Annotated in this window: 26 protein-coding genes and 1 pseudogene; 2 read left to right on the forward strand and 25 right to left on the reverse strand. The window is 40.3% G+C overall.

All coding sequences use genetic code 11. The features are described from left to right. Positions 1 to 5: 5 nt before the first annotated feature. From G587_RS21600 to G587_RS0105870, 7 genes are all read right to left on the reverse strand, one after another. Positions 6 to 215 (reverse strand): hypothetical protein, encoded by a 210-nt coding sequence (locus G587_RS21600; protein WP_035765119.1) that lies wholly within the window; start codon positions 213 to 215, stop codon positions 6 to 8. Beyond that, positions 215 to 1,237: a DUF5688 family protein gene (locus G587_RS0105850; protein WP_026491474.1), complete on the reverse strand. Its 1,023-nt coding sequence runs from the start codon at positions 1,235 to 1,237 to the stop codon at positions 215 to 217. Before G587_RS0105850 ends, G587_RS21600 begins: the two co-directional genes overlap by 1 nt. A gap of 721 nt (positions 1,238 to 1,958) precedes the next feature. Beyond that, positions 1,959 to 3,179, reverse strand: coding sequence for a site-specific integrase (locus tag G587_RS0105855; protein ID WP_022770063.1), 1,221 nt, complete (start codon positions 3,177 to 3,179; stop codon positions 1,959 to 1,961). A 165-nt stretch (positions 3,180 to 3,344) separates the two neighbouring features. Then, complete coding sequence (locus G587_RS26730; protein ID WP_334290988.1) at positions 3,345 to 3,527, reverse strand: DUF6462 family protein; 183 nt, start codon at positions 3,525 to 3,527, stop codon at positions 3,345 to 3,347. Next, positions 3,442 to 4,164, reverse strand: a complete 723-nt coding sequence (locus G587_RS25815) for a hypothetical protein (protein ID WP_022770064.1) — start codon at positions 4,162 to 4,164, stop codon at positions 3,442 to 3,444. The genes G587_RS26730 and G587_RS25815 overlap by 86 nt, the downstream gene beginning before the upstream one ends. Before the next feature lie 245 nt (positions 4,165 to 4,409). After that, on the reverse strand, positions 4,410 to 4,568 hold the full coding sequence (locus tag G587_RS25380) for a hypothetical protein (protein WP_022770065.1): 159 nt from the start codon (positions 4,566 to 4,568) through the stop codon (positions 4,410 to 4,412). A 404-nt stretch (positions 4,569 to 4,972) separates the two neighbouring features. Then, complete coding sequence (locus G587_RS0105870) at positions 4,973 to 6,466, reverse strand: radical SAM protein (RefSeq protein ID WP_026491475.1); 1,494 nt, start codon at positions 6,464 to 6,466, stop codon at positions 4,973 to 4,975. Between the two features lie 145 nt (positions 6,467 to 6,611). On the opposite strand from G587_RS0105870, the gene G587_RS0105875 reads away from it, so the two are divergent. After that, complete coding sequence (locus tag G587_RS0105875) at positions 6,612 to 7,160, forward strand: TetR/AcrR family transcriptional regulator (protein WP_022770068.1); 549 nt, start codon at positions 6,612 to 6,614, stop codon at positions 7,158 to 7,160. A gap of 107 nt (positions 7,161 to 7,267) precedes the next feature. On the opposite strand, the gene G587_RS26470 is transcribed toward G587_RS0105875, so the two are convergent. The 8 genes and pseudogenes from G587_RS26470 to G587_RS25020 form a co-directional block, all read right to left on the reverse strand. After that, on the reverse strand, positions 7,268 to 7,402 hold the full coding sequence (locus G587_RS26470) for a hypothetical protein (protein ID WP_022770070.1): 135 nt from the start codon (positions 7,400 to 7,402) through the stop codon (positions 7,268 to 7,270). Then, the gene (locus tag G587_RS25015; RefSeq protein ID WP_185752359.1) at positions 7,380 to 7,544 is read right to left on the reverse strand and encodes a helix-turn-helix domain-containing protein; all 165 of its coding nucleotides are present in this window, start codon (positions 7,542 to 7,544) and stop codon (positions 7,380 to 7,382) included. Before G587_RS25015 ends, G587_RS26470 begins: the two co-directional genes overlap by 23 nt. A 191-nt stretch (positions 7,545 to 7,735) precedes the next feature. Then, positions 7,736 to 7,834: pseudogene (locus G587_RS26735) on the reverse strand (metallophosphoesterase); the annotation flags it as partial. Next, on the reverse strand, positions 7,835 to 8,527 hold the full coding sequence (locus G587_RS0105895; protein WP_022770073.1) for a TVP38/TMEM64 family protein: 693 nt from the start codon (positions 8,525 to 8,527) through the stop codon (positions 7,835 to 7,837). A gap of 36 nt (positions 8,528 to 8,563) precedes the next feature. Then, positions 8,564 to 9,298: a GNAT family N-acetyltransferase gene (locus tag G587_RS0105900; RefSeq protein WP_022770074.1), complete on the reverse strand. Its 735-nt coding sequence runs from the start codon at positions 9,296 to 9,298 to the stop codon at positions 8,564 to 8,566. Positions 9,299 to 9,302: 4 nt separating this feature from the next. After that, on the reverse strand, positions 9,303 to 9,494 hold the full coding sequence (locus G587_RS0105905; RefSeq protein WP_026491476.1) for a hypothetical protein: 192 nt from the start codon (positions 9,492 to 9,494) through the stop codon (positions 9,303 to 9,305). A 33-nt stretch (positions 9,495 to 9,527) separates the two neighbouring features. Next, on the reverse strand, positions 9,528 to 10,325 hold the full coding sequence (locus G587_RS0105910) for a putative ABC transporter permease (protein ID WP_026491477.1): 798 nt from the start codon (positions 10,323 to 10,325) through the stop codon (positions 9,528 to 9,530). Between the two features lie 57 nt (positions 10,326 to 10,382). Next, positions 10,383 to 10,643: an MBL fold metallo-hydrolase gene (locus G587_RS25020; RefSeq protein ID WP_081679351.1), complete on the reverse strand. Its 261-nt coding sequence runs from the start codon at positions 10,641 to 10,643 to the stop codon at positions 10,383 to 10,385. A 19-nt stretch (positions 10,644 to 10,662) separates the two neighbouring features. Here G587_RS25020 and G587_RS21615 point away from each other — a divergent pair, with 19 nt between their 5' ends. Next, a complete protein-coding gene (locus G587_RS21615; RefSeq protein ID WP_035785880.1) occupies positions 10,663 to 10,893 on the forward strand; it encodes a hypothetical protein in 231 nt (76 codons plus the stop codon). 206 nt (positions 10,894 to 11,099) lie between these two features. Here G587_RS21615 and G587_RS0105925 read toward each other — a convergent pair whose 3' ends face one another. The 10 genes from G587_RS0105925 to G587_RS21640 all read right to left on the reverse strand — a co-directional run bounded on the left by G587_RS0105925 (position 11,100) and on the right by G587_RS21640 (position 18,776). Continuing rightward, entirely contained in the window at positions 11,100 to 11,810 is a 711-nt protein-coding gene (locus G587_RS0105925) for a hypothetical protein (RefSeq protein ID WP_026491478.1), read from the reverse strand. After that, complete coding sequence (locus tag G587_RS0105930; RefSeq protein ID WP_026491479.1) at positions 11,800 to 13,224, reverse strand: AAA family ATPase; 1,425 nt, start codon at positions 13,222 to 13,224, stop codon at positions 11,800 to 11,802. The genes G587_RS0105925 and G587_RS0105930 overlap by 11 nt, the downstream gene beginning before the upstream one ends. Before the next feature lie 210 nt (positions 13,225 to 13,434). After that, positions 13,435 to 13,767 carry a helix-turn-helix domain-containing protein gene (locus tag G587_RS21620; RefSeq protein WP_035785883.1) on the reverse strand — a complete coding sequence of 111 codons (333 nt, stop codon included), beginning with the start codon at positions 13,765 to 13,767 and terminating at the stop codon, positions 13,435 to 13,437. A gap of 373 nt (positions 13,768 to 14,140) precedes the next feature. Next, complete coding sequence (locus tag G587_RS0105940) at positions 14,141 to 14,389, reverse strand: hypothetical protein (protein ID WP_026491480.1); 249 nt, start codon at positions 14,387 to 14,389, stop codon at positions 14,141 to 14,143. Positions 14,390 to 14,556: 167 nt separating this feature from the next. Next, entirely contained in the window at positions 14,557 to 15,183 is a 627-nt protein-coding gene (locus G587_RS0105945; RefSeq protein ID WP_026491481.1) for a hypothetical protein, read from the reverse strand. Positions 15,184 to 15,259: 76 nt separating this feature from the next. Further along, complete coding sequence (locus G587_RS24230; RefSeq protein WP_155829439.1) at positions 15,260 to 15,622, reverse strand: helix-turn-helix domain-containing protein; 363 nt, start codon at positions 15,620 to 15,622, stop codon at positions 15,260 to 15,262. Between the two features lie 210 nt (positions 15,623 to 15,832). Further along, complete coding sequence (locus G587_RS0105955) at positions 15,833 to 16,213, reverse strand: hypothetical protein (RefSeq protein ID WP_026491482.1); 381 nt, start codon at positions 16,211 to 16,213, stop codon at positions 15,833 to 15,835. Between the two features lie 21 nt (positions 16,214 to 16,234). Further along, on the reverse strand, positions 16,235 to 17,191 hold the full coding sequence (locus tag G587_RS21630) for a hypothetical protein (RefSeq protein WP_051200798.1): 957 nt from the start codon (positions 17,189 to 17,191) through the stop codon (positions 16,235 to 16,237). A gap of 242 nt (positions 17,192 to 17,433) precedes the next feature. Beyond that, on the reverse strand, positions 17,434 to 17,562 hold the full coding sequence (locus tag G587_RS26475) for a hypothetical protein (RefSeq protein ID WP_256379307.1): 129 nt from the start codon (positions 17,560 to 17,562) through the stop codon (positions 17,434 to 17,436). Positions 17,563 to 18,122: 560 nt separating this feature from the next. Beyond that, entirely contained in the window at positions 18,123 to 18,776 is a 654-nt protein-coding gene (locus tag G587_RS21640) for a hypothetical protein (protein ID WP_051200800.1), read from the reverse strand. Positions 18,777 to 18,804 lie beyond the last annotated feature (28 nt).

Raw genomic sequence — 18,804 nt, forward strand, 5'->3', positions numbered from 1 at the left:
TTAGATTATTTCCCCTTTTCCTCAAGCATCTTACGTGTACACCAGCCGATACACGGCTGGCCTACACTGTAAGGACAATTATCTTTACACTTAAAACGCGGTTTCTTCCTGGGCTTCACAAGGTAATAACAGACATCCCTTGTACATTCGCCCTTATTTGTGCCCCAGTAGCAGTATTTACAGCTCAAAGGCTTATCTTCCGCGTATTTATCCATTAGAGAGCTTCGCCTCCACGATCCTTGTGAGGCTTTGATATTCCTTTGGACTTTTCCTCCTTTGAAATATCAGCTTCCTTAGCAGCTACTCTGTCCTCGAACTTCTCTGCAAGTTCAAAAACTTTCTCATCTGCATCGTAGTGATAGACATTGTCTGTGAGCTGATCTTCGATATCCACTGTTGTGGCATTAACCTCTCTGACCATGTTCTCAAGACTCGCTGTATCGAATTTTCCATTATCAGGAATAATAAGGACCTCATGGATGCTGCTGGGCAAAATGAAAAAGCTTCCTCCAGCTCTTTCAGCAGCCTTATCCATGAAGTCCTGATAAGCAAGTACTCCTGCACCGTGAACATTTCCTTCCACGGATGCTACAAACATCTGCTCCTGCTCTGACGGGATATTGAGCCCCATCAACTCAAGGTCTTCAACACCCATCTGCTTTGCTAAAACCTCTGCCATACCCTCAATAACGAGAGGTCTGATTTCCGGTGCATTTTTAATTGCATCCTCATGAAGCTGATCTGCAGTGATACCGTAGTTCTCAAGCATCTGATTTGTCACGAGAATTGAGCTGCTTGAGCCCGAACCTGTATCCCCCAGAACAAATCTGTAAACAACTGCCATATCCTCCATATCTCTGTGAGGCACGTTCTCAAGATTTGTCTTGTTTCTCTCAGCTGATACAACCTCAATCGCCAGCGTATTCTTCATCTTGTCGTAATCTGTAATGGATGCAAGATCGAAATCGGGACGATTTTCGATAGCCTCTGCTGCAAGATCAGCAGATTTTGAAACGAGAACTCCGTAATCTGCACCATTCTCCAATTCCTTGTAGATATCTGTGAGATTAAGATTAACGCCGATGACGCTTCCCTCAGGTTTTACTGTAAGTGCCTCGTAGGTTGAATTCATCTTTTCGACTGTCCTGGCATCCACCTCGTACTCAATACCGTTTCTTCTCTCCAATGTGTCTTTTACATCGCTTGAAAAGTTTTCTTTGAAATCTTCGAAATTCATCTTTTTCCTCCTGTGAAATGAAATAGTGGTTAAACCCGTTTTTCGGGCAAGAAAAAAGAGCAATTCTCCGAAGCTGGAAAATTGCTCTATGTAAAAATCACTATTAAATTCACAGGAGATCATCCTCTATTTTCGTTCACAAATTGTCTCATGAGTTCTCTGATAAAATTGGTCCGATTTTGGAGGATTTTCTCACTTTGTTAACTGATAAAACCTTTTAAATATCACAGAATATCTGATTAACGAATGCACCCACGATCTAAAGTTCAATTTGAACGGGTGTAAATTGGGTGTGGTGACACCCCTCATGGTTACTGCATCCTCAGTATTTATCAATCTTTTACTTGTCTAAGCTCTTAAGTGTCGGGAAAATCCTTACTGATTCTTCCATACCGTGTCTTAGCATGTCATACACGTTCGTTTTAGAAAGGTCCCGGGACTGACTTTTATCCATAGCGCGTCGTAGAGTGTACCTTATCTGCTGTCCTTTTTGGTGCAGGACGTGCCCTCTTTGGACACCTATGGACAATCTCCATGATGGAGAACCCGATGAATCATAATCGATATCTTTCAATATCTGCTGATGCACATTTCAGTTCGTTTACATCTCTGAACTTTGTACTAAACTCAGTATAATACTTCCTGGTCCATTTGTCATTACCTTTCCGTAAATTTTTAATCCAAATGACGCCTTCCATGTCCAAAGACATACCTGTGTCATTCAGATGATGATCTTGCCTTCAAGATTTGCCATTACTTCCTGCTTCTTTTCTCCGGTACATTCTGCATAAATGTCCATGGTTGTTGAGATGTCATGGTGGCCCATGATAGACTGGATGACTTTCAAGTTGGACTCATTCTCGCACAGCCTCGTGCAGAATGTATGTCTGAGATTGTGGGCTGATATCTGCGGTATCATAATAGGTTCTCTCTTCTCCTGCTTTGCTAGTCTTTCCTCCAGCTTGTTGGCATCATCTATGATGCTGTGGAGTGCGCGGTTGACTGCTCCTGCCATCTGTACGGTTCTGCTACCCGTGGAAAAGACAAATCCAGAATAGCCATCCACTTCTTCCTCGCAGAAACCGATGATCTTCTGGAACTCATATTCCATAAGAAAAGCATCAAACACTTCCTGTACCATGGGAATTGTCCTCATTCCGGCGGCAGTCTTGGTTGTAGTCTCAATACGCTTTCTGCAGTCGCCCTCCTCATCAGGTCTGTCGCTAAGTGAATGGTTGACACTGATGATACGCTTCTCGAAATCAAGGTCATCCCAGGTAAGACCGAGGCATTCTCCTATTCTCATCCCGGTTCCCAGAAGGATTGTGAAAATCGGAAGCCATCCGTGATATTTGCTGCTGGAGCGAAGGAAATCCATAAACTGCTTCTGCTCCGGAATAGAAAGGGCAAATCTCTTTTCCTTGATCCAGTACCTGCTGTGCTTTATCTCGTTCATTACCCCTTCTGTAGGATTGGTTCTGATAAGCCCGTCCCTTACTGCCATCTGGAAAGCAGGATGGAGCACCGTGTTCACGTGATCAACTGTGGTTGCCTTTAGTCCCTTGTCAATCATCAGGCCATAGTAGAACCTCTTGATATCTGAGTACTTGATATCGACAATCTTACATTTTCCAATCCCCTCATCAATGTACTTGGCACTGTTCCTGTAAGCTCCTCTTGTAGATACCTTAAGGTCATACTTGGTAGCAAGGTAACTGTCAACCATATGGCTCACTTCGATCGTGCCTGCCTTATGAGGGTCGAGTCCATCCTCATAGTCGCGCAGAAGTTTTTTCTTGCGCTCCCTCATTCCAACCAGTGTCTTTGAATAGATCTGATGTCTTTTACCTGTGCGGTCTGTGTAGGCAAAGCAGTATCTGCCGTCTGCTCTCTGATACTCACCGCTATGCAGAACATATCCTCTATTATCTTTTCTTGGCATTTGATTCCTCCATTTATCTAATAAAAAGAGGAATAGCCGGTTCATAAGTTCATTATAATCCGTCATATTCCTCAGTTTCAATCCATATTTATCCTCTTAAAAATCCCAAAAACCGCATAAATGCTGCTATTTGGACTTGTGTGTATCTGTATGGATCCCTATGGATTACTCATCATACTCACAATTATTTTCTATGTGATCATTTACCTTAATCGTATCGATCAGAACACGTCCCTTCACGTAATACCTTGCTTTTGCATCTTTAGCCAGCTCTTCTATAGAGTGTCTCCCCAGAGAATACAGAAGCATCGCCTCCTTGTAGGTTACGTATTTTTTCTGACCCGACATCACCAGTTCCCTCAGTTCTTTTTCCTCCAATTGCTTCCTCATCTTTGGCATTGCACAACTCCTTCCATCTTCTCATCTGTTTTCTTCTTGTATCTTCTATGAATTCTATTGCCTTTTTCTTTACCTTGCTGCGGTTGCGGTAAACCCTTGACTTGGCAGAGTCGTAATAGTTCTTGCTGTCATCCGCAATCTGCTGGAGATCTCTTTCTCCTGTAAGAAGGTCTTTGACTTCATTTCTCTGCTTTCTTGGAAGGATGACCATCGCATCATTGAGGTCCTTATAATCTGTCCTCATATCCTGAAGAGCCTGGATCTGGATGTCGTGCTTCATATCCTCATCCGCCCCCTTCATGGCATCATCAATGTTCCCATCCTGTATATCCTGTATCAGGGTCAGATTTCCTGTCGCCTCCATGCAGGTCGGATCACTCTTCCCTGAGGTCTGGACCCTGATACCAAGATCTCCTCTTGCCTCTCTCCGGTTAAAAGCCTTCTCTTCCTTAATATCATCAAAGAGCCTTCCTTCAAACATATCCGCCAGCTCAAGAAAGTTATCATAGTGTTCAAATATGATATCGATCCTCTTGCCGTTGTCAGATTCCGCATAAATAAGTAGAAAATCATTTTCAGCCGCCATCTTTCCCTCCTTTGAAACGATGAAAACCAAAAGCAATATGTTGTTAGTCTTAAGACTCTTATATAATATAGTAGAAACAGCTTCAAAATCGTCCGATGTTCAGACATCATGTTCCGAGTTTCAGACATAATAAAAGCAGCCATTCAATGACTGCTTTCATCCTAAAAAACTCCCGACCAGATGTCGAGAGTTTATGGTATATCCAACTATAAGAACCAGTTAGGCAAGTTGATTTTCTAAGAAAGTTATGAGCGCCTTTTATCTTCAGGAACCCATGTATGCCATGCTGGTGCTTTAGGCATCTCCTCCCCTGTGATCAGGGACTTGATCACACGTCTGTGGATGAAAAGACATCCACCAAAGAGTATTGCTACTACTGCCAATATTACATTTCCTGACTTCATCTTAAACCTCCTGCTGTTTATTTGTTCAATTGTTTTTCAATGCTTCACACTAAGGTATCCGGCTTCTCTGAAGGTATAAACCTTTCAGCTATATTTCCATCTTTATCAATTTAAACAATTTGATACAATATGATAGTATCACATTCAATTCTGAATTCAAGATATCTTTTTATTAATTCTTTGTTTATATTTACAAAGCATTAAGCTGCTTTTTACGGTAAATTTTCAGGGTAAACGCACACTTTTTAATAAATAAATTTTATCGAACTAAATGCACACAAAGCCAGAGTTTTTCAGCACTCTGGCTTATTTTTTATGCCCTTAACTTCACTGATTCAGGTGAATAATAGCTTCTGACAAATCCAGAGTATTAAGCCGTATTTTGGAAAAACGCATATCTATAATCATGCATGTTTTTTGAAATCTTTGGCAAGGTCTGGTTTCTTCTCTTCAAATCTCATAAGATTATCATTTCCTATCCTATTAGCCGGTGCATAATTTTCATACTTCTTTTTTTGATGTGGCTGCGATTTCCAAATCTCATCGGCAACAGGGGCCCACTTGAGAGCATAGTCATCACACTTTGCACATAAATGCTCTACACTCTCCTCCGATTCTTCATTTGTGCCATGTGCTTTTGATCTTTCCACCATCTCCCTTAGAAGTTTTGGATTTTCGAGCATCGGACACGGTCTTAAATGATTTTTATTAAAGGGCTGTCCCTTATGATATTCCATGAAAAGCGGACTCTTTAGCATTTCCAAAATAGAATTGTCATGTATATTAGTGTTTGAAAAATGGATGAAAACGCAAGGTTCTGCATCTCCGCTTGAGTTAATATGGAAATAATTCCTTCCACCTGCAATACATCCACCTACAGCTTCTCCGTCATTCTGAAAATCCATCGGAAAGAAGCCTGTATCACATTCGTTTGAGCGAATCCATCTGATACGTTCTATCATCATCTTTCTCTGCTCTACGGTAGGCATCAGCTCCGGTACCGCATTATTTCCAACCGGCATATAGTGGAAGAAAAAGCCAAATCTCGCGCCTTTTTCTGCAATATACTTTATAAATTCAGGATTTGTCACGGCTTCAATATTATTTCTTGTATAGCAAATAGATGTACCAAAGAGAATTCCGTATTTTTTGAAAAGAGACATTGCATTCATCACTGCATCATAATGACCGATTCCTCTTCTTGCATCATTAGTTTCAGGTGTCCCCTCTATGGAAAGCATGAATGTAATATTTCCCAGCCGTACAACCTCTTTACAAAAATCATCATCCACAAGAGTTGAATTACTATATATTCCGAACTGCACATCATTATGCTTTTCTGCAAGCTTAAGTATATCTGCCTTCCTGACAAGGGGCTCTCCACCTGTCATCATATAGAGATACACGCCCAGCTCTTTTCCCTGAGTTACTATCTTATCCATATCGGCAAAAGACAAATTGTTCTTTGGTCCATAAGTGCCTGACCAGCATCCTTTACAGTGCATATTGCAGGCAGAAGTAGGATCAAAAAGTATAAGCCATGGTATGTTACAGCCGTATTTTTCCCTGTTCTTCCGTATAGTCTTTGTTCCCCTGAAGAAAGCCTCGTACCCCAGATTGAGCATGGTCATTTTGGCTATATGCGGATCAGTTTCATCCACTACTCTGTTTATAAAGTTTACCCAGCGGTTATCCGGATCCTTAAATGCACGTCTAACAGCTTTCAGTTTTTCAGGATCAGCAGCCTTCTTTCCCCAAAAGCGTTCTGCTTCATCAACGAGCTTTAAGTATGTTTTGGTGCGGTCATCAGTCTTATCAAGATGGCCAAGGAATTTGTCTATCAGGATACTAAAAGCTTGTCTTTGCGCTGCATGTGAAATATTTGTAAATGTGTTCATATCGTCTCCCAGTATTTTTATGTATATTGACAAAACATCTGTCTGATAATACATTTATATCATCTATACAAATGTCAAACAATATGTTGTGCGTATTTGATACACAATTTTACAAAATGTCGTGACAATACAAATGGAGGCCAAAATGTCCACAGAGCTTGAAAAAAGAAATATACGAAGAATGTCAAATAAGGAGTCCAATAGAATTACTAAAGAATGCATCTGTGATGCGCTGATTGGATTGATGAAAGAGCATCCGTACAAAGATATAAATATGACCATGATAATAAAAAAATCAGGAGCTTCAAGAGCTTCTGTCTACAGAAATTATCCTTCAAAAGAGGCTATCATTCAAGACATTACAAAAAACATAACTGACGAGCTCAGCGCTTCTTTGACAGGACTGTTGCAGAAAAGTAACACGTATGAGTGGTTTTTAAAGGTGTTTTCAAGGCTGCACTCCGATAAAGACATGTGTGTACTTATCCGTAATTCAAATATCTCTTTTACGGATATGTTCTATAATGCCTTATGTATTGCCTCAGACAGCGAATACGCTTCCCATCATGAATATATTGCCAGAGGTATTGCTGCCGGCTTATGGGAAGTGTCGCTGACATGGATAAAAAACGGTATGAAAGAATCTCCTGAATATATGGCAAGGGTATGCTCAGAAACCTTAAGATTGGAATGAAAATTACTTAACGAAACATCCAAAAGTTTTATTCAAGAGACAAAATCTGAAAAGCTTGCCCCATCCGGAAACAAATCCTGATTCATATCATCACGTCACCCTTCATACTATACTGACACGGCATTTCGTCCAAGGATATTGGGTTCGTCTGTAAAAAAAGCAATGATTGTATCCCCAAAGTACTCTGAAAGCTCAGCATAGTATTTCTCATGAGTCAGTTCAATAAACTTTTGCACCTTCATAACGTTTTCCTTTAAATACACGATGCTTTTCAATTTCTCTGATTACAGTTGAATGGGATTTTCCTATCTTTCTAGATATCAGATTAGGATTAAGATTATTATCAAGACCTTCCTGAATATAAACACGATCATCTAATGTCATATGAGACATTTTTTCACCTGTCTTTCATATAATGTGTTGATCATCATATGAACACAAGAGACCCATATTCGAAATACGTCTTGATATATAGAAAAAAAGAATTCTCAGACTAAACGCAACACCTATAGAATAGTGTGCTTTTAATCTGAGAAATACGCGTTTAACTAAATAATTTACAAAGCTGCTTTTCACATTCTTTTTTCGTGATTTCTCCATGCTTTTCCGAATACATCCATTGGTTTGTCTGCCTGAAAAGACAGATGGAGATCTCCAAGTGCATATAGTGCCATTTATTCACCACTATTAACAGTTTTTTTCTTAATAAGCATAGCAACAGCCAGGTAAACGACTACTGCAATGATCGCGCCCGCAGCAATATAGCTGTATTGGTTCTCTAGCATCTTTTCAGCTCCGAATGTATAGATAAAGATATGCGGAAACCTTGCAACAAAAGTGATCAGGATCCATTGGACCACATTTTCTTTTGAATAAAAGCCAAGCCATGCATACGTATCTTTTGGTAATGGTAAAAGCATGAACAGAACATGTACTAATACCGGATTTTTATTTAGAACAAGATTTTCAACCTGTTCCAATTTACTTTTGGGAAAAAGCAGAAGCAAAAAATCTCTTCCAAATTTCTTTCCCAAGAGGAATGCAGTTGTGTTTGCCATAGTTGCAAATATATCACAAATGATTGCTCCCTTAATGCCTCCAAATGCAGCGCCAGCAGCAAGATAAAACGGAAGTCCTGGTATGCAGTTTGAGAGTGTCTGTAAAAAAACAAAAAATCCAAACACTAATAGTCCAAAGATGCCTCTGCTTTTAACATATTCTTGAAATCCATCTGCATCACCAACAAAAGCAATCATAGGTTTTCCAATTAAAAAGTAAATACCAAGCAGGAAAAAAGCAACAAAACATACAATCAGGATTCTCCGCTTATTATTCTTTTGAGATTTGTTTGTGGACTCTGATTGCATCGCATGTCCTCTCCAAAATGACAGTATATGTGAAAATCATTCGAGCCTATCTGTTACAAGTTCTGCCCAGGCCGGTACAAACCCTGAACCGATAGCAACCTTTTGGGAAGCGATATGTCCCATGGAAGTACCGTAATATGGAAGCCTTCCCTTATCAAGGATCTCATTTTTAAGAAGCGCAACAAGCATCTTTCCTATGCCCTTCTGTCTTCCGTTTGGCTCCACATTTATTCCTATCTGCCACATCATAGGACTGTCCATGCTTGCCCCTGCCATACCAAGGATTTCACCATCCTTTATGGCTGCGACACCTACCATGTCAGGTGCAGTTTTGCAGAAGGTATAAGCTTCGCAGAACCTGTTATCTCCCCTAAACTGCTCGATTTCCTTGCCCCGATACCACTTAATATCATATCCGGAAGTGTCTACATCAGATTTTTCCTCGGATATATAAAACGGATGGGACATGCCTATCTGGTATCCATCCTGATGCAGTCTGTCGTTCAGCTTTCGAAGGTTTTTTGCTTCCATAAACCACTCAGAGCCATAACTTTCAAAGTTTTCCTGACACCAGGCAATAATATCTTCTCTGCCGGTAAACAGGAGCTTTCCGTTAACACATACAAGCTTAAGGTAGCATTCTTCTTTTTCCTGGTATCTGCGCCTGCCATCTACAGGGCTATACTTAGTAAAGTGGTTTTTATCATCAATTACATCTTCCCGAGAGCAACAGTAATCACGGGATAGCTGTTCACAAAGTATATCGTTCATAGTCCTACTCCATCTCTCCGGTTTCTTTACTGATCCTTATTGTGCTGTCTCCCATAAGCGGCATGATATCCCCGTCTTCTCTGACAAGACCAAGTCCGAAACACCAATACTCCGGATCCTCAAATGAGTTTACAATAACAAGATTATCTGCCAGCTTTTGTTTTAATATTTCTCTGGCTTGTTTCTGATCTATCACGCTAAAACCTCTTCTTTACTTTAAGCTCATTTTTCATTTTCTACTATGATCGCGATGGTCACGGAGGGCAGTCTTAAGACTGTCAAGAACAAGCTCCCTTCCACGATTATGCTCGCTGCTACTATTAAGCAATGGTGTAAAACTTTTAATATTATCTACAATCCTCTTTTGATTGACATTACTTCTTTCTATAAAAGCTCTGCTCCTCTCAATTCTGTTTTTGATATTTTCTGGAATCTCTGCGACTTTATCGTATCTTTCCTGGGCTTTTTCGTTAAATTCGGCGTGGATTTTTTCAACTTCCTCAAGCAGCTGTGAAAGGCTGACTTCTGTCATAGCAAAATCTGCACCGAACAGGATTGCGAAGCATAGGGCAAGAAGCTCATAGATTAGTGGTGGGATAAGCCCTCTTGCAAATGCTATCAGCGGAAGCAGATACTTTATGATAAGAACACCGGCTATCCCAAATGTGCAGCTTACAGGGACGCATATCCTCCCCTGTATATTGAGCGGCATTTTACTGTAATCCCACCATCTGGCATGGAATCTTTTTTCTAGAACCCATGAGGTACCAAATTCTGCTATGGCGCTTCCTATATAACATAGGATAAACAATATCCATACAGGAAAATCAGGATCTGAAAGCCTTGGAAAAATAACAAGAACTAATGATGCGCCCACTACACATGAGCCATATATGGGACAGATGGGGCCGAAAAGAAAGCCTCTGTCGGCCCATTTCTTTTCTTTTACAGTGCAGTATATGGATTCCCACACCCAACCCAGAAAGCTGTACAGAATAAATTCGACAAAGTACTGAGAAACAATCATAACTAACCTACAATATCTGCTTTCCTTTAAATATTTCTTTCAGGCGATGCTGAATTTTCATTCGAAATACTGTATCTTCTCTATCACCTTTACAGGAGAAGATACAAGCTCTGCAAATGCCTTCCCATCAGTCTTTTTCCCTACAATACTGCCGTAATGTGTGGGGATTGCATACTCGGGACGAATGATGTTTACGAGCTCTGCAGCTCTTTTAACATCCATCGTATATGTTCCGCCTACAGGGACAAGTGCGATATCACATCTGACTTGCTTTGCCTCTTTTGTTGCGCCGGTATCTCCGGCAATATCCTCACGTATATACCCATTGTATCAAATCATGAACTACCACGCACCTAATGGTGACAATGTCTTTGATGATGATGGATGGCCGCTAGACTTTATAAACACTCTTCGCAGCTGGAAAGAAATGCGCGAATACTTTGACTGCGTAAATGAAGAACAAAAAGAATCTGAAGAAGGCACTCAAAGCTTTGCTTCTATACCTGATGGAAATGTGTTTGATGATTTTCCAGAAGACTTTCTAGGCGCAACAGATTTACCTTTCTGACTTATAACTCAGCCCGCGGAGTAATCCGTGGGCTATTAAAATGGCTCCAACATACAGACCCTCAAACCAGACCCTCAAACCAGACCCTCAAACTAGACCCTCAAACCAAACCCTCAAAAACTCCCCATACTAAAAGGGCCTGACCCTCAAGTCAGACCCTCAAAACGCTTGGCAAACCCTCAAAAAGTTTGATTATCCCACTTTTATTATTTTCTTTTTTTTCTTTCTTCTCTGATTTCTTTAAAGCAAATGCCAAGATTTGACCATCTTTCCAGGGAATGAAGATCTTTCTGAATAAATTCCCAGGATTCTTTGTAGTCATCCGACTTGCAAAAATCAGAATCGATTATGAAACAAAGGAAGCCCTCCAAGTCATCCCTATACCTGATTGCAAAAGTATATGCATCGTCTTCTTTTTCATCATCAGAGCTATTTAGCTTATTGTACAGCACATGATCAAGATTACTTGACATATAATATGCTTTATATGGCACAGATACCCATACGCTATTTAGTGCTGATAACCTTAACATGATTTCGCTTTTTTTCTCGTTACGTTTTATTATCTGTTCAGGTCTACACGTTTTTATTTCTTGAAGCGTATATATCGGTTCTTCAGCATTAGCATCTTCTATGACGTGATCTTTTGGAATAAAAGCCCCATCCGTATCAATGATATGGATGACACTCAAAAAATTTTCCTGCTTAAAATGATTTGCTTTTGCATAAGCTTTGACAATATTTCCGACTTTGGAAGCAATGTTTTCCGGCTTGGCAGTACTTTCAGAAGTTATATCTCCATGAGTTATTTCTACATGTACCGTATTTTTATCGTACAGTCTGCTAAGAATTACACCCAAAGCACTGTCATCGGAAGGCCCCTCGACTATTACAAAAACTATTTTCTTACGAGCCACTTATCTCACCTGCCTCCCGGAAAGCAAGAGCTATTTCAGCGTTATTCGTATGATCATAAACTTCTTCGTTCTGCTCGCCTAATACTATATCTCTGAAATAAAAATCTCTAAGGTTATTGTTTTCCTTAACTCCACTCATCCTTATATATCTATTCTTTGGATTTGTCGTTGTAAATGCAATAAATCCCTTATCAAGTGTCTCTAATGGCCTGAGATTGTGAGATGTAAAGATTAACTGTCCCTTTCCTTTCTCCGATAATATCCTAAGGATTTCCCCAAGCAAATATTCAAAAACACCGGAATCCAGCTCATCAATGGCTACCGTAATAGAAGTCTGGTTATAGATTACTATAAGCAACTGTAGAATTGATACAATCTTTTTTATTCCTTCTGACTCATATTTCAGAGGAATCTCTTTATTATTCTTATGCGACATCAGCTGTATTCTGTTTGCAACTTGACCGTCCTGCTGAACAATTTTTCCCAGATCTTTTACACTAATAGTTAATCCCGGAACTATTTTCTCCAAAACAATATTCATGTCCTGCATGACTTTTTTCACAAGCTCAAGCATTTCCTCAGGAATAATAGAAGTTCCATCAAGGAGGATAACCATATTGCCAACTGCGCCTTTTTGTGCTTTCTCGTACTTAAAGGCAAGTGGCAGGGCATTCATGCTAATGACACCTGAGTTCGCAGTGTTTATAACAAATAATTCAAAATTACCATAGGTAATTAAGCTTTCTATCATCTGATAATGTCTAAGGAACTCAGTATCATGATTATTGTTACTTCTAGCTCTTATGTTATTTATTAACTCAGGGGAAAAGATAAAGGATCTGGAAGATGCCGAAGCAACCCTCTTTGTAACCAACAAGTCAAGTTTGAGCTTTTTATCATTTCCAATAAGGCATTCACGCTTAGGAGCAGGAAGAAATAACTCGTCTGTCCTTGTATCTATAAGTGTAGATTTCCTTATCTTTTCTGATTTTGATTCATAGGAGTAGCTGATAACCTCATCATATACTACTGTTTTATACTTTTCTTTTGTACCCGTAGTAATATCTGAGTTTTGTCCGGTAACATCTTCTTCCTTCTTTATACAAAACTCATAAAAAACCTCATATTCACATTCTTTGTTCTTCACACTAAACACATATCTGAGTTTTGCAAAATCCGCATCAACCTGTATGTAATCTGCAAACATAGGTGGTATTCGTTGGCCACAAAGGTTGTATTTTAGCAGAAGAATAGCGTCAATGAGCGCCGTCTTACCTGAACCATTCTGCCCATATATCCCTAGTATACTAGTTCGATATGCTTTCCTCGTGTTTACTAATTCAACCTGCCCTGATATCACGTTCTTGAAGTTCTCAATGGATATTCCAGTGATTCTTACATCAAGCTTAGACATCTTTCACCTCCACCAATTTTGACAAAAGTCGATACATAGATAGAATACCACTCATTTGGCAAAACGTCAATATGAATGATTCGTTCGATACATTTTGTATCGATATCAGCTTTCGTCATAACATTTTATAGTCGATTACCCAAAGTCAAATTACATGCCATTTCATACACACCTCATATTGACATCCAAATTGCCTTCAGAATTCTATAATCACAGCTTTGCCAGAGCCCTGATCTGCTCAATGGCAACTTTCCTAACTGCAGCCTTCCTTATTGAAAAGAATGCTTTCAGTATCTCATCAGTCTCTATTTTCCTTTCCATGCGTTCCTTATCATCCTGTCCGAAGATAATCCAGTCAGCTGACACGTCAAAGAGCTCAGCATACTCTCTTATCATTGTTGGAGACAGTGTCCTTTTCTCCATCTCCAACTCCGATACAGCGCTTCGGCTTCCAAGGTGAAGCTTTCTTGCCAGTTCCTCCTGGCTCATGTTGCTCCTTGTTCTAAGCAGTCTCAGTCTTTCTCCGATGTTCTTTGTTTCCATTTCATTCTCCTTTTCCGGAGTCTGAAAACGGAAACACGACCTGCCTAGAGCTATTCAGTTTGCATCAAAAAAGAAGCCTGCAAAACGGTAATGAAACAAAACCATAATAGTTATGGTCACATCTCCGTTTTGCAGACTCCTTGGTGCTATTTTTATTTTCAGCATATACAGCTCTAGGCAAACTCTTGGCACATGAGCGGGGCTCGTTCGACTTACGCCTCCTCCTTTGGTTTCTATTTACATATAGAAGAACCCCACATTATTCTTTGCTGCGATTCAGCCCTTCGTTCACATATACCTCAAACTATTCAGTTTTCAAACTTACAGCAACAGCCCGATATCTTCCCCATGATGTCTGAGCTCAAAGCCAATACTATAACCTACTGATATTTCGCGTTGCTACTTCCCTGCATTCCCTGGCATATTTGTTTCTCATTAGAATAGCTTCCCTAATATCTTCCTCAGATGCCGGATGAGCGGAGTAGCCTCTGTTCTTAACACTTACCCTAAGCCACTCCCCGCAATTTGGACATTGCAGGCATCCCTTGACAACCTCAACATGCATCATGACGTAACCACAGTTTGTGCATCCCCCATGAACTAACGTTTTTTCTGAATTCATATAATACTCACTCCTTTCATACAACAGTGCATATTATATGTAGAAAAAACTAATACGTCAGCACGAAAAAATTTGAACAGTTTAGGAACAACAATAGAACAGCCACAGAACACTTCCCGTACAACTCCATCAATCATAGTGCCTCAATTCCAGAATTCATGCCACTTTCAGTCTTCTTTAATTCCGCACACATTGTCATCATCTTCTTCATTCTCATCATGTTCATCATCATCATTATCATTAGCCGGTTTCACTATACCTGCGATGATGTCTTCCTGCTCTCTTCGAGAAGCATAGATCCAAATGAAAAGCCCAAATAGCTTGATAGCTTCTCTTTTCCTATAATCGATCACATCATCCGAAACGTTTACTTCATCAGCAAGCTGCTCATTAGTCATAGGATCGTCATCTGTGAAATATGCGCTCCAAAGAATCTTTTTATACAGTTCTCCCTTATAGCTGAAATCCGCAACCATATCCAACAGCCCAATCAACTTATCCCAAAGCCACGGCGCCCTTACAGCCTTATACACAAAAGTCGTCTGTGCCTCATTATGCTTTTTCCTATCCTTCTTCATCAACTTGAGGAATTCTCTTCTCAACTCCTGCTTATTTTTCAGAATCTCTTTTTCAGTCATTGGCGGCAGTTGTAACATTAATGGATTAAATGATTTCCTACGATCCTTATACTCTTCTAACATTTTCCTCGTCATATCAAGTACCACTGCCGGATCCAATCCAAAGCTTTTTATGTAAAAATCGATGCGTTGTTCCAATGTTGTCCTCCTCGGCATTTTATTTCCTCCATATCCTCATAAAAAAACAGGGTGACTGGTCATTCCCAATCACCCTGCGGCATTAGCTTTTTGTTTATTCAGACTTTTTCTGTTTTGAGACATGCAATTTTTGTTCAAGAGATTCTCTTGCATCATTTTCAGATGCCACCACCAAACCTTCAAGATAGCCCTCAGCAGCTTTCCTATTTGCTGCACTCAGTTTACGTAAACAAGCCACAATTCTCGCTTCCTGTGGTGTTAAAGGCATATTCTCGGAAGTGCTCATATCAAAAGAACTAAAATCTCCAAAAGTCATCCCAAAAGCCGCACAGATACTGTTCATCAATTCCATTTTAGGGAATGTATCTCTTTTAAAAATATCTGTTATTGTAGTAGTTGTTACGCCTGCCTCTTTTGCCAGCCTGTAATATGTCCACTTACGATCATCCATCAGCATCTGAATCCTGTTTTGCACTTCCCCTACCGTCACGGATTTATCTCCTTTCCAAACGAAAGCGATCACTCCATTATTGTAGAAGAATGGTCGTGCTCAAAAAATCAGCCAGTGTCTACTAATAGTCGTTCATAGCGTACTATCCTATAAAATAGGAAAAGACCTCAAACGAGGTCTTTTCTGAAACTACTACATGAATTTTTTTATTAAATATTATTGCGATTCATCATTAGTTACTTCAGTTTTCTTCTTTCCTGTGACAATTGCTATTACTGCAACTGCGGCGTTAATCAGGCACCATCCTGACCATATTACCAGATCGCTATAATTACCATGTCCGGCAAACCCTATCAGCGCTGCAAGTCCAAAGATAATAATAAGTGCTATATTGCCACCTTTTCCGGAACTCTTTCTTGTAGCGATAGAAACAATTCCGCCAGCAAGCATTAGGATAGCAACTATGATTCCAGCAGATCCCGACGAGCCTCCATTCTCCTCAAGCGCATTTACCACGCCTGCTGCACATGACTGGAATGCCACAATTATAAAGAATACAATTGTCAAAATCCCTGCCACCAACTTCCAAATTTTCATAAATCCTATTCTCCTTTTACTTTAGAACTTAATTGTTATAACATCCGAATCAAAAACTGTATCCCAAGATTTCAGGTCAAAGATATGGAAGAACAGTTCAACATCGGTGATATCAGTTATTCCATTCTCTTCCAGGCTTGAGCTGAAGAATGTTACCGCACTTATTGCTTTCTTCCCAGCAACTACATCTTCAGACATAGAGGAATCTACCATGAATCCATTTACCGATACATCCCTTACCTGGACAGTAATGTCCTGATCAGAGTTGTTCTCTATATAAAGGATGACTCCTGGACCGAAGAAAGAATTTTTATCAGAGAGGCCCTTGCCTACAATCTTCACTCCATTTGTATCTACCAGGACTTCACCAGAGTCATCGTAATTCTGAACGTAGCCTTCTGCGACGGATGTATCAATTTTTATCACATCCGTATCTACTATCTCATCCCAGCTCTCTGAATCGAAGATATGGAACAAGAACTCCATGGTCGCAATCTGCTCAATACCACATTCCTTAAGTCCTGACGTCTGGAATGTCAGTCCATCATTGGCTTTCTTACCAGCAGCCACATCAGCAGACATCATAGTTTCAACCATGTAGCCATTTACGTTTGCATTACGTGCCTGTACTGTAATTCCCTTAGCAGAATTGTTTTCAATTAGAAGAGTGAGCTTAGTACCTGCCCACGAATCCTCAATCCCTGTCGCTGTAATCTTTATATCATTGTCATCATAGAGCACCTGCTCTTCAATTGTTACAGCTGATGCCTCTTCCTTTTTTTCTTCCTGAGCCTGCTCTGCAGCACCTGCCTCTGTACCACCCGCGTCTGTTTCTTTACTTTCTGAATCAGAGGACGTTGTAACACTGGATATCTGCTTATCACCATCAGAGCTTGAAGATGAACCGCTTCCAATCGCCATGCCTGCAAAAAGCACAAGACAGAGTAGTACAGGTAACCATTTCATTTTGTTTTTCATATATTGCTTGCCTCCTCATATTGTTTTTTTATAATAAGCGCAGCAATTCCTTCTGGGTAAACGCACTGCTCACTATCCTGTAATACTGTCTGTTCTGTATAGTATCCATATATGAAGATCCGAGCATTTTTACATCAAACGCCCGAAGGTTTACCAAGACAAATATAATGATATTGATCCCAATGATGACAATAGTTGCGGGAGAATTAAGGAATATGCTGTTCATTTTACTTCTACTTCCTTTATGCCTTTAGCCCAATCAAGAATTCAAAGAAAACCTCTGCACAGTCTTCTCCCGGCCTTAAAACTCCATCTTTTACCACAGGTATACCTTTCATGTAAACTGGATGCTCCCCAACAAACTTTTTCAATCAAGCTCTCCGTCTCTCCTGCAGAAATCATAGAACTCACAGGTCACGCAGAAGTGTTTGCAGAACTTATTGTTACGATGTATACATTTCTTTATCCAGTAGATCAGTCGCCCCATATACGCCTCCTCAGAAAATGATTGCGAGCAATACTCCAAAAGTAATTTATCTGTATTGGTCTCCTCTATGGTTAGTCCTCTAGGTTCCTCTATGGTTCCTCTATGGTTACAGTATGAACTTTTTGGAGTCCCATAAAAATGCCAACTAGATGATGCGGCCAGCAGAGAATATCTTGTCCACTCAGATACATAATATTGATGAAAGACTTCCGGCCCACGTTCCGGCGCGCCGACCCGTGGCTGAGCCGTGTCCTAACGGTAGTAAGTAAAGTGGCAAGTGGTGTATTCCTGCGCATAAATGCTCCGTCGTACTCACTTGTTGGGGCGTATCCCCAATCCCCTCGCATCAGATTTTCAATCTGACTATGCTCTCTTCGAGAGCTAAAGACACAAAAAAAGAAGGGACACCACCATCATATTTCTGATAGTAATGTCCCTAAAAAATTATCGCGTCTGCTCGCGTGTCCTGTTCTGATCCGGAGTCTTTTCGATTCCAAGGATCTTATCGATATCATATTTTGCAGTCTGATAGGTCTGCATATTTTTTCTGACTTCCTTGTATTCGGAGTAGGCCGCTTTCTTTTTTGCCAAAACTTTTCCGTACTCATCGCTGAGTCCTTTTACAGAAGGAAGTTTTCCCTTGTGCCTGTTAAAAGAATCTTTGGCTGCCTTGTGAGTCATGATCTCTTCCTTGTGCTCAGCAAAAAACTGCCTGCTGTAACCAGTCTGTTTATACTGCTGATAGATGTCTTTTGTCTTGGAGTAGTCGATGATCTTGCTCTTAAGCTCTGAGATTTCTTTAAGACGTTTCTCGTAGCCCTTGATCTGATCACTAAGTTCAGAGAATCTTTCTGAAGTGTCGCCGGCTCTTTTCTCAAGTTCATTGTAAGTCCTAAGTCCCTGCTCCTGGAAAAAGAGAAGTGCCTTCATGACATTTTTGACGTTGTACTTTTTCGCCCAGAGTTCATAGCCGGGACCTTTTCCCTTTGCAATAACCTCCTGCATGTTAAGGAGAAGATCAAAGCCATCCTCTCTGTAGAAGGGCTTGGCTTTTTCCTTTGGAGAAGTGTCTTTTCTCTCTTCTGATCCTCTTGCCACACCCTCAAGTTTCTCATGCAGCTCTTTT

The organism is Butyrivibrio sp. XPD2002 (genome assembly GCF_000423945.1).
GTDB lineage: Bacteria > Bacillota > Clostridia > Lachnospirales > Lachnospiraceae > Butyrivibrio.

What these genes read in the sequence shown, in the direction of transcription:
- G587_RS21620 (WP_035785883.1), bottom strand. Translation starts at nt 13,767, where the DNA reads ATGGAAACAAAGAACATCGGAGAAAGACTGAGACTGCTTAGAACAAGG.
- G587_RS0105870 (WP_026491475.1), bottom strand. Translation starts at nt 6,466, where the DNA reads ATGAACACATTTACAAATATTTCACATGCAGCGCAAAGACAAGCTTTT.
- G587_RS0105955 (WP_026491482.1), bottom strand. Translation starts at nt 16,213, where the DNA reads ATGAAAATTTGGAAGTTGGTGGCAGGGATTTTGACAATTGTATTCTTT.
- G587_RS25380 (WP_022770065.1), bottom strand. Translation starts at nt 4,568, where the DNA reads ATGAAGTCAGGAAATGTAATATTGGCAGTAGTAGCAATACTCTTTGGT.
- G587_RS21615 (WP_035785880.1), top strand. Translation starts at nt 10,663, where the DNA reads ATGAACTACCACGCACCTAATGGTGACAATGTCTTTGATGATGATGGA.
- G587_RS0105850 (WP_026491474.1), bottom strand. Translation starts at nt 1,237, where the DNA reads ATGAATTTCGAAGATTTCAAAGAAAACTTTTCAAGCGATGTAAAAGAC.
- G587_RS0105940 (WP_026491480.1), bottom strand. Translation starts at nt 14,389, where the DNA reads ATGAATTCAGAAAAAACGTTAGTTCATGGGGGATGCACAAACTGTGGT.
- G587_RS0105855 (WP_022770063.1), bottom strand. Translation starts at nt 3,179, where the DNA reads ATGCCAAGAAAAGATAATAGAGGATATGTTCTGCATAGCGGTGAGTAT.
- G587_RS0105895 (WP_022770073.1), bottom strand. Translation starts at nt 8,527, where the DNA reads ATGCAATCAGAGTCCACAAACAAATCTCAAAAGAATAATAAGCGGAGA.
- G587_RS26470 (WP_022770070.1), bottom strand. Translation starts at nt 7,402, where the DNA reads ATGAAGGTGCAAAAGTTTATTGAACTGACTCATGAGAAATACTATGCT.
- G587_RS25015 (WP_185752359.1), bottom strand. Translation starts at nt 7,544, where the DNA reads ATGACATTAGATGATCGTGTTTATATTCAGGAAGGTCTTGATAATAAT.
- G587_RS0105930 (WP_026491479.1), bottom strand. Translation starts at nt 13,224, where the DNA reads ATGTCTAAGCTTGATGTAAGAATCACTGGAATATCCATTGAGAACTTC.
- G587_RS21630 (WP_051200798.1), bottom strand. Translation starts at nt 17,191, where the DNA reads ATGAAAAACAAAATGAAATGGTTACCTGTACTACTCTGTCTTGTGCTT.
- G587_RS0105910 (WP_026491477.1), bottom strand. Translation starts at nt 10,325, where the DNA reads ATGATTGTTTCTCAGTACTTTGTCGAATTTATTCTGTACAGCTTTCTG.
- G587_RS24230 (WP_155829439.1), bottom strand. Translation starts at nt 15,622, where the DNA reads ATGCTGATGGATGATCGTAAGTGGACATATTACAGGCTGGCAAAAGAG.
- G587_RS0105945 (WP_026491481.1), bottom strand. Translation starts at nt 15,183, where the DNA reads ATGCCGAGGAGGACAACATTGGAACAACGCATCGATTTTTACATAAAA.
- G587_RS26730 (WP_334290988.1), bottom strand. Translation starts at nt 3,527, where the DNA reads ATGTCGGGTCAGAAAAAATACGTAACCTACAAGGAGGCGATGCTTCTG.
- G587_RS21600 (WP_035765119.1), bottom strand. Translation starts at nt 215, where the DNA reads ATGGATAAATACGCGGAAGATAAGCCTTTGAGCTGTAAATACTGCTAC.
- G587_RS0105875 (WP_022770068.1), top strand. Translation starts at nt 6,612, where the DNA reads ATGTCCACAGAGCTTGAAAAAAGAAATATACGAAGAATGTCAAATAAG.
- G587_RS25815 (WP_022770064.1), bottom strand. Translation starts at nt 4,164, where the DNA reads ATGGCGGCTGAAAATGATTTTCTACTTATTTATGCGGAATCTGACAAC.
- G587_RS0105900 (WP_022770074.1), bottom strand. Translation starts at nt 9,298, where the DNA reads ATGAACGATATACTTTGTGAACAGCTATCCCGTGATTACTGTTGCTCT.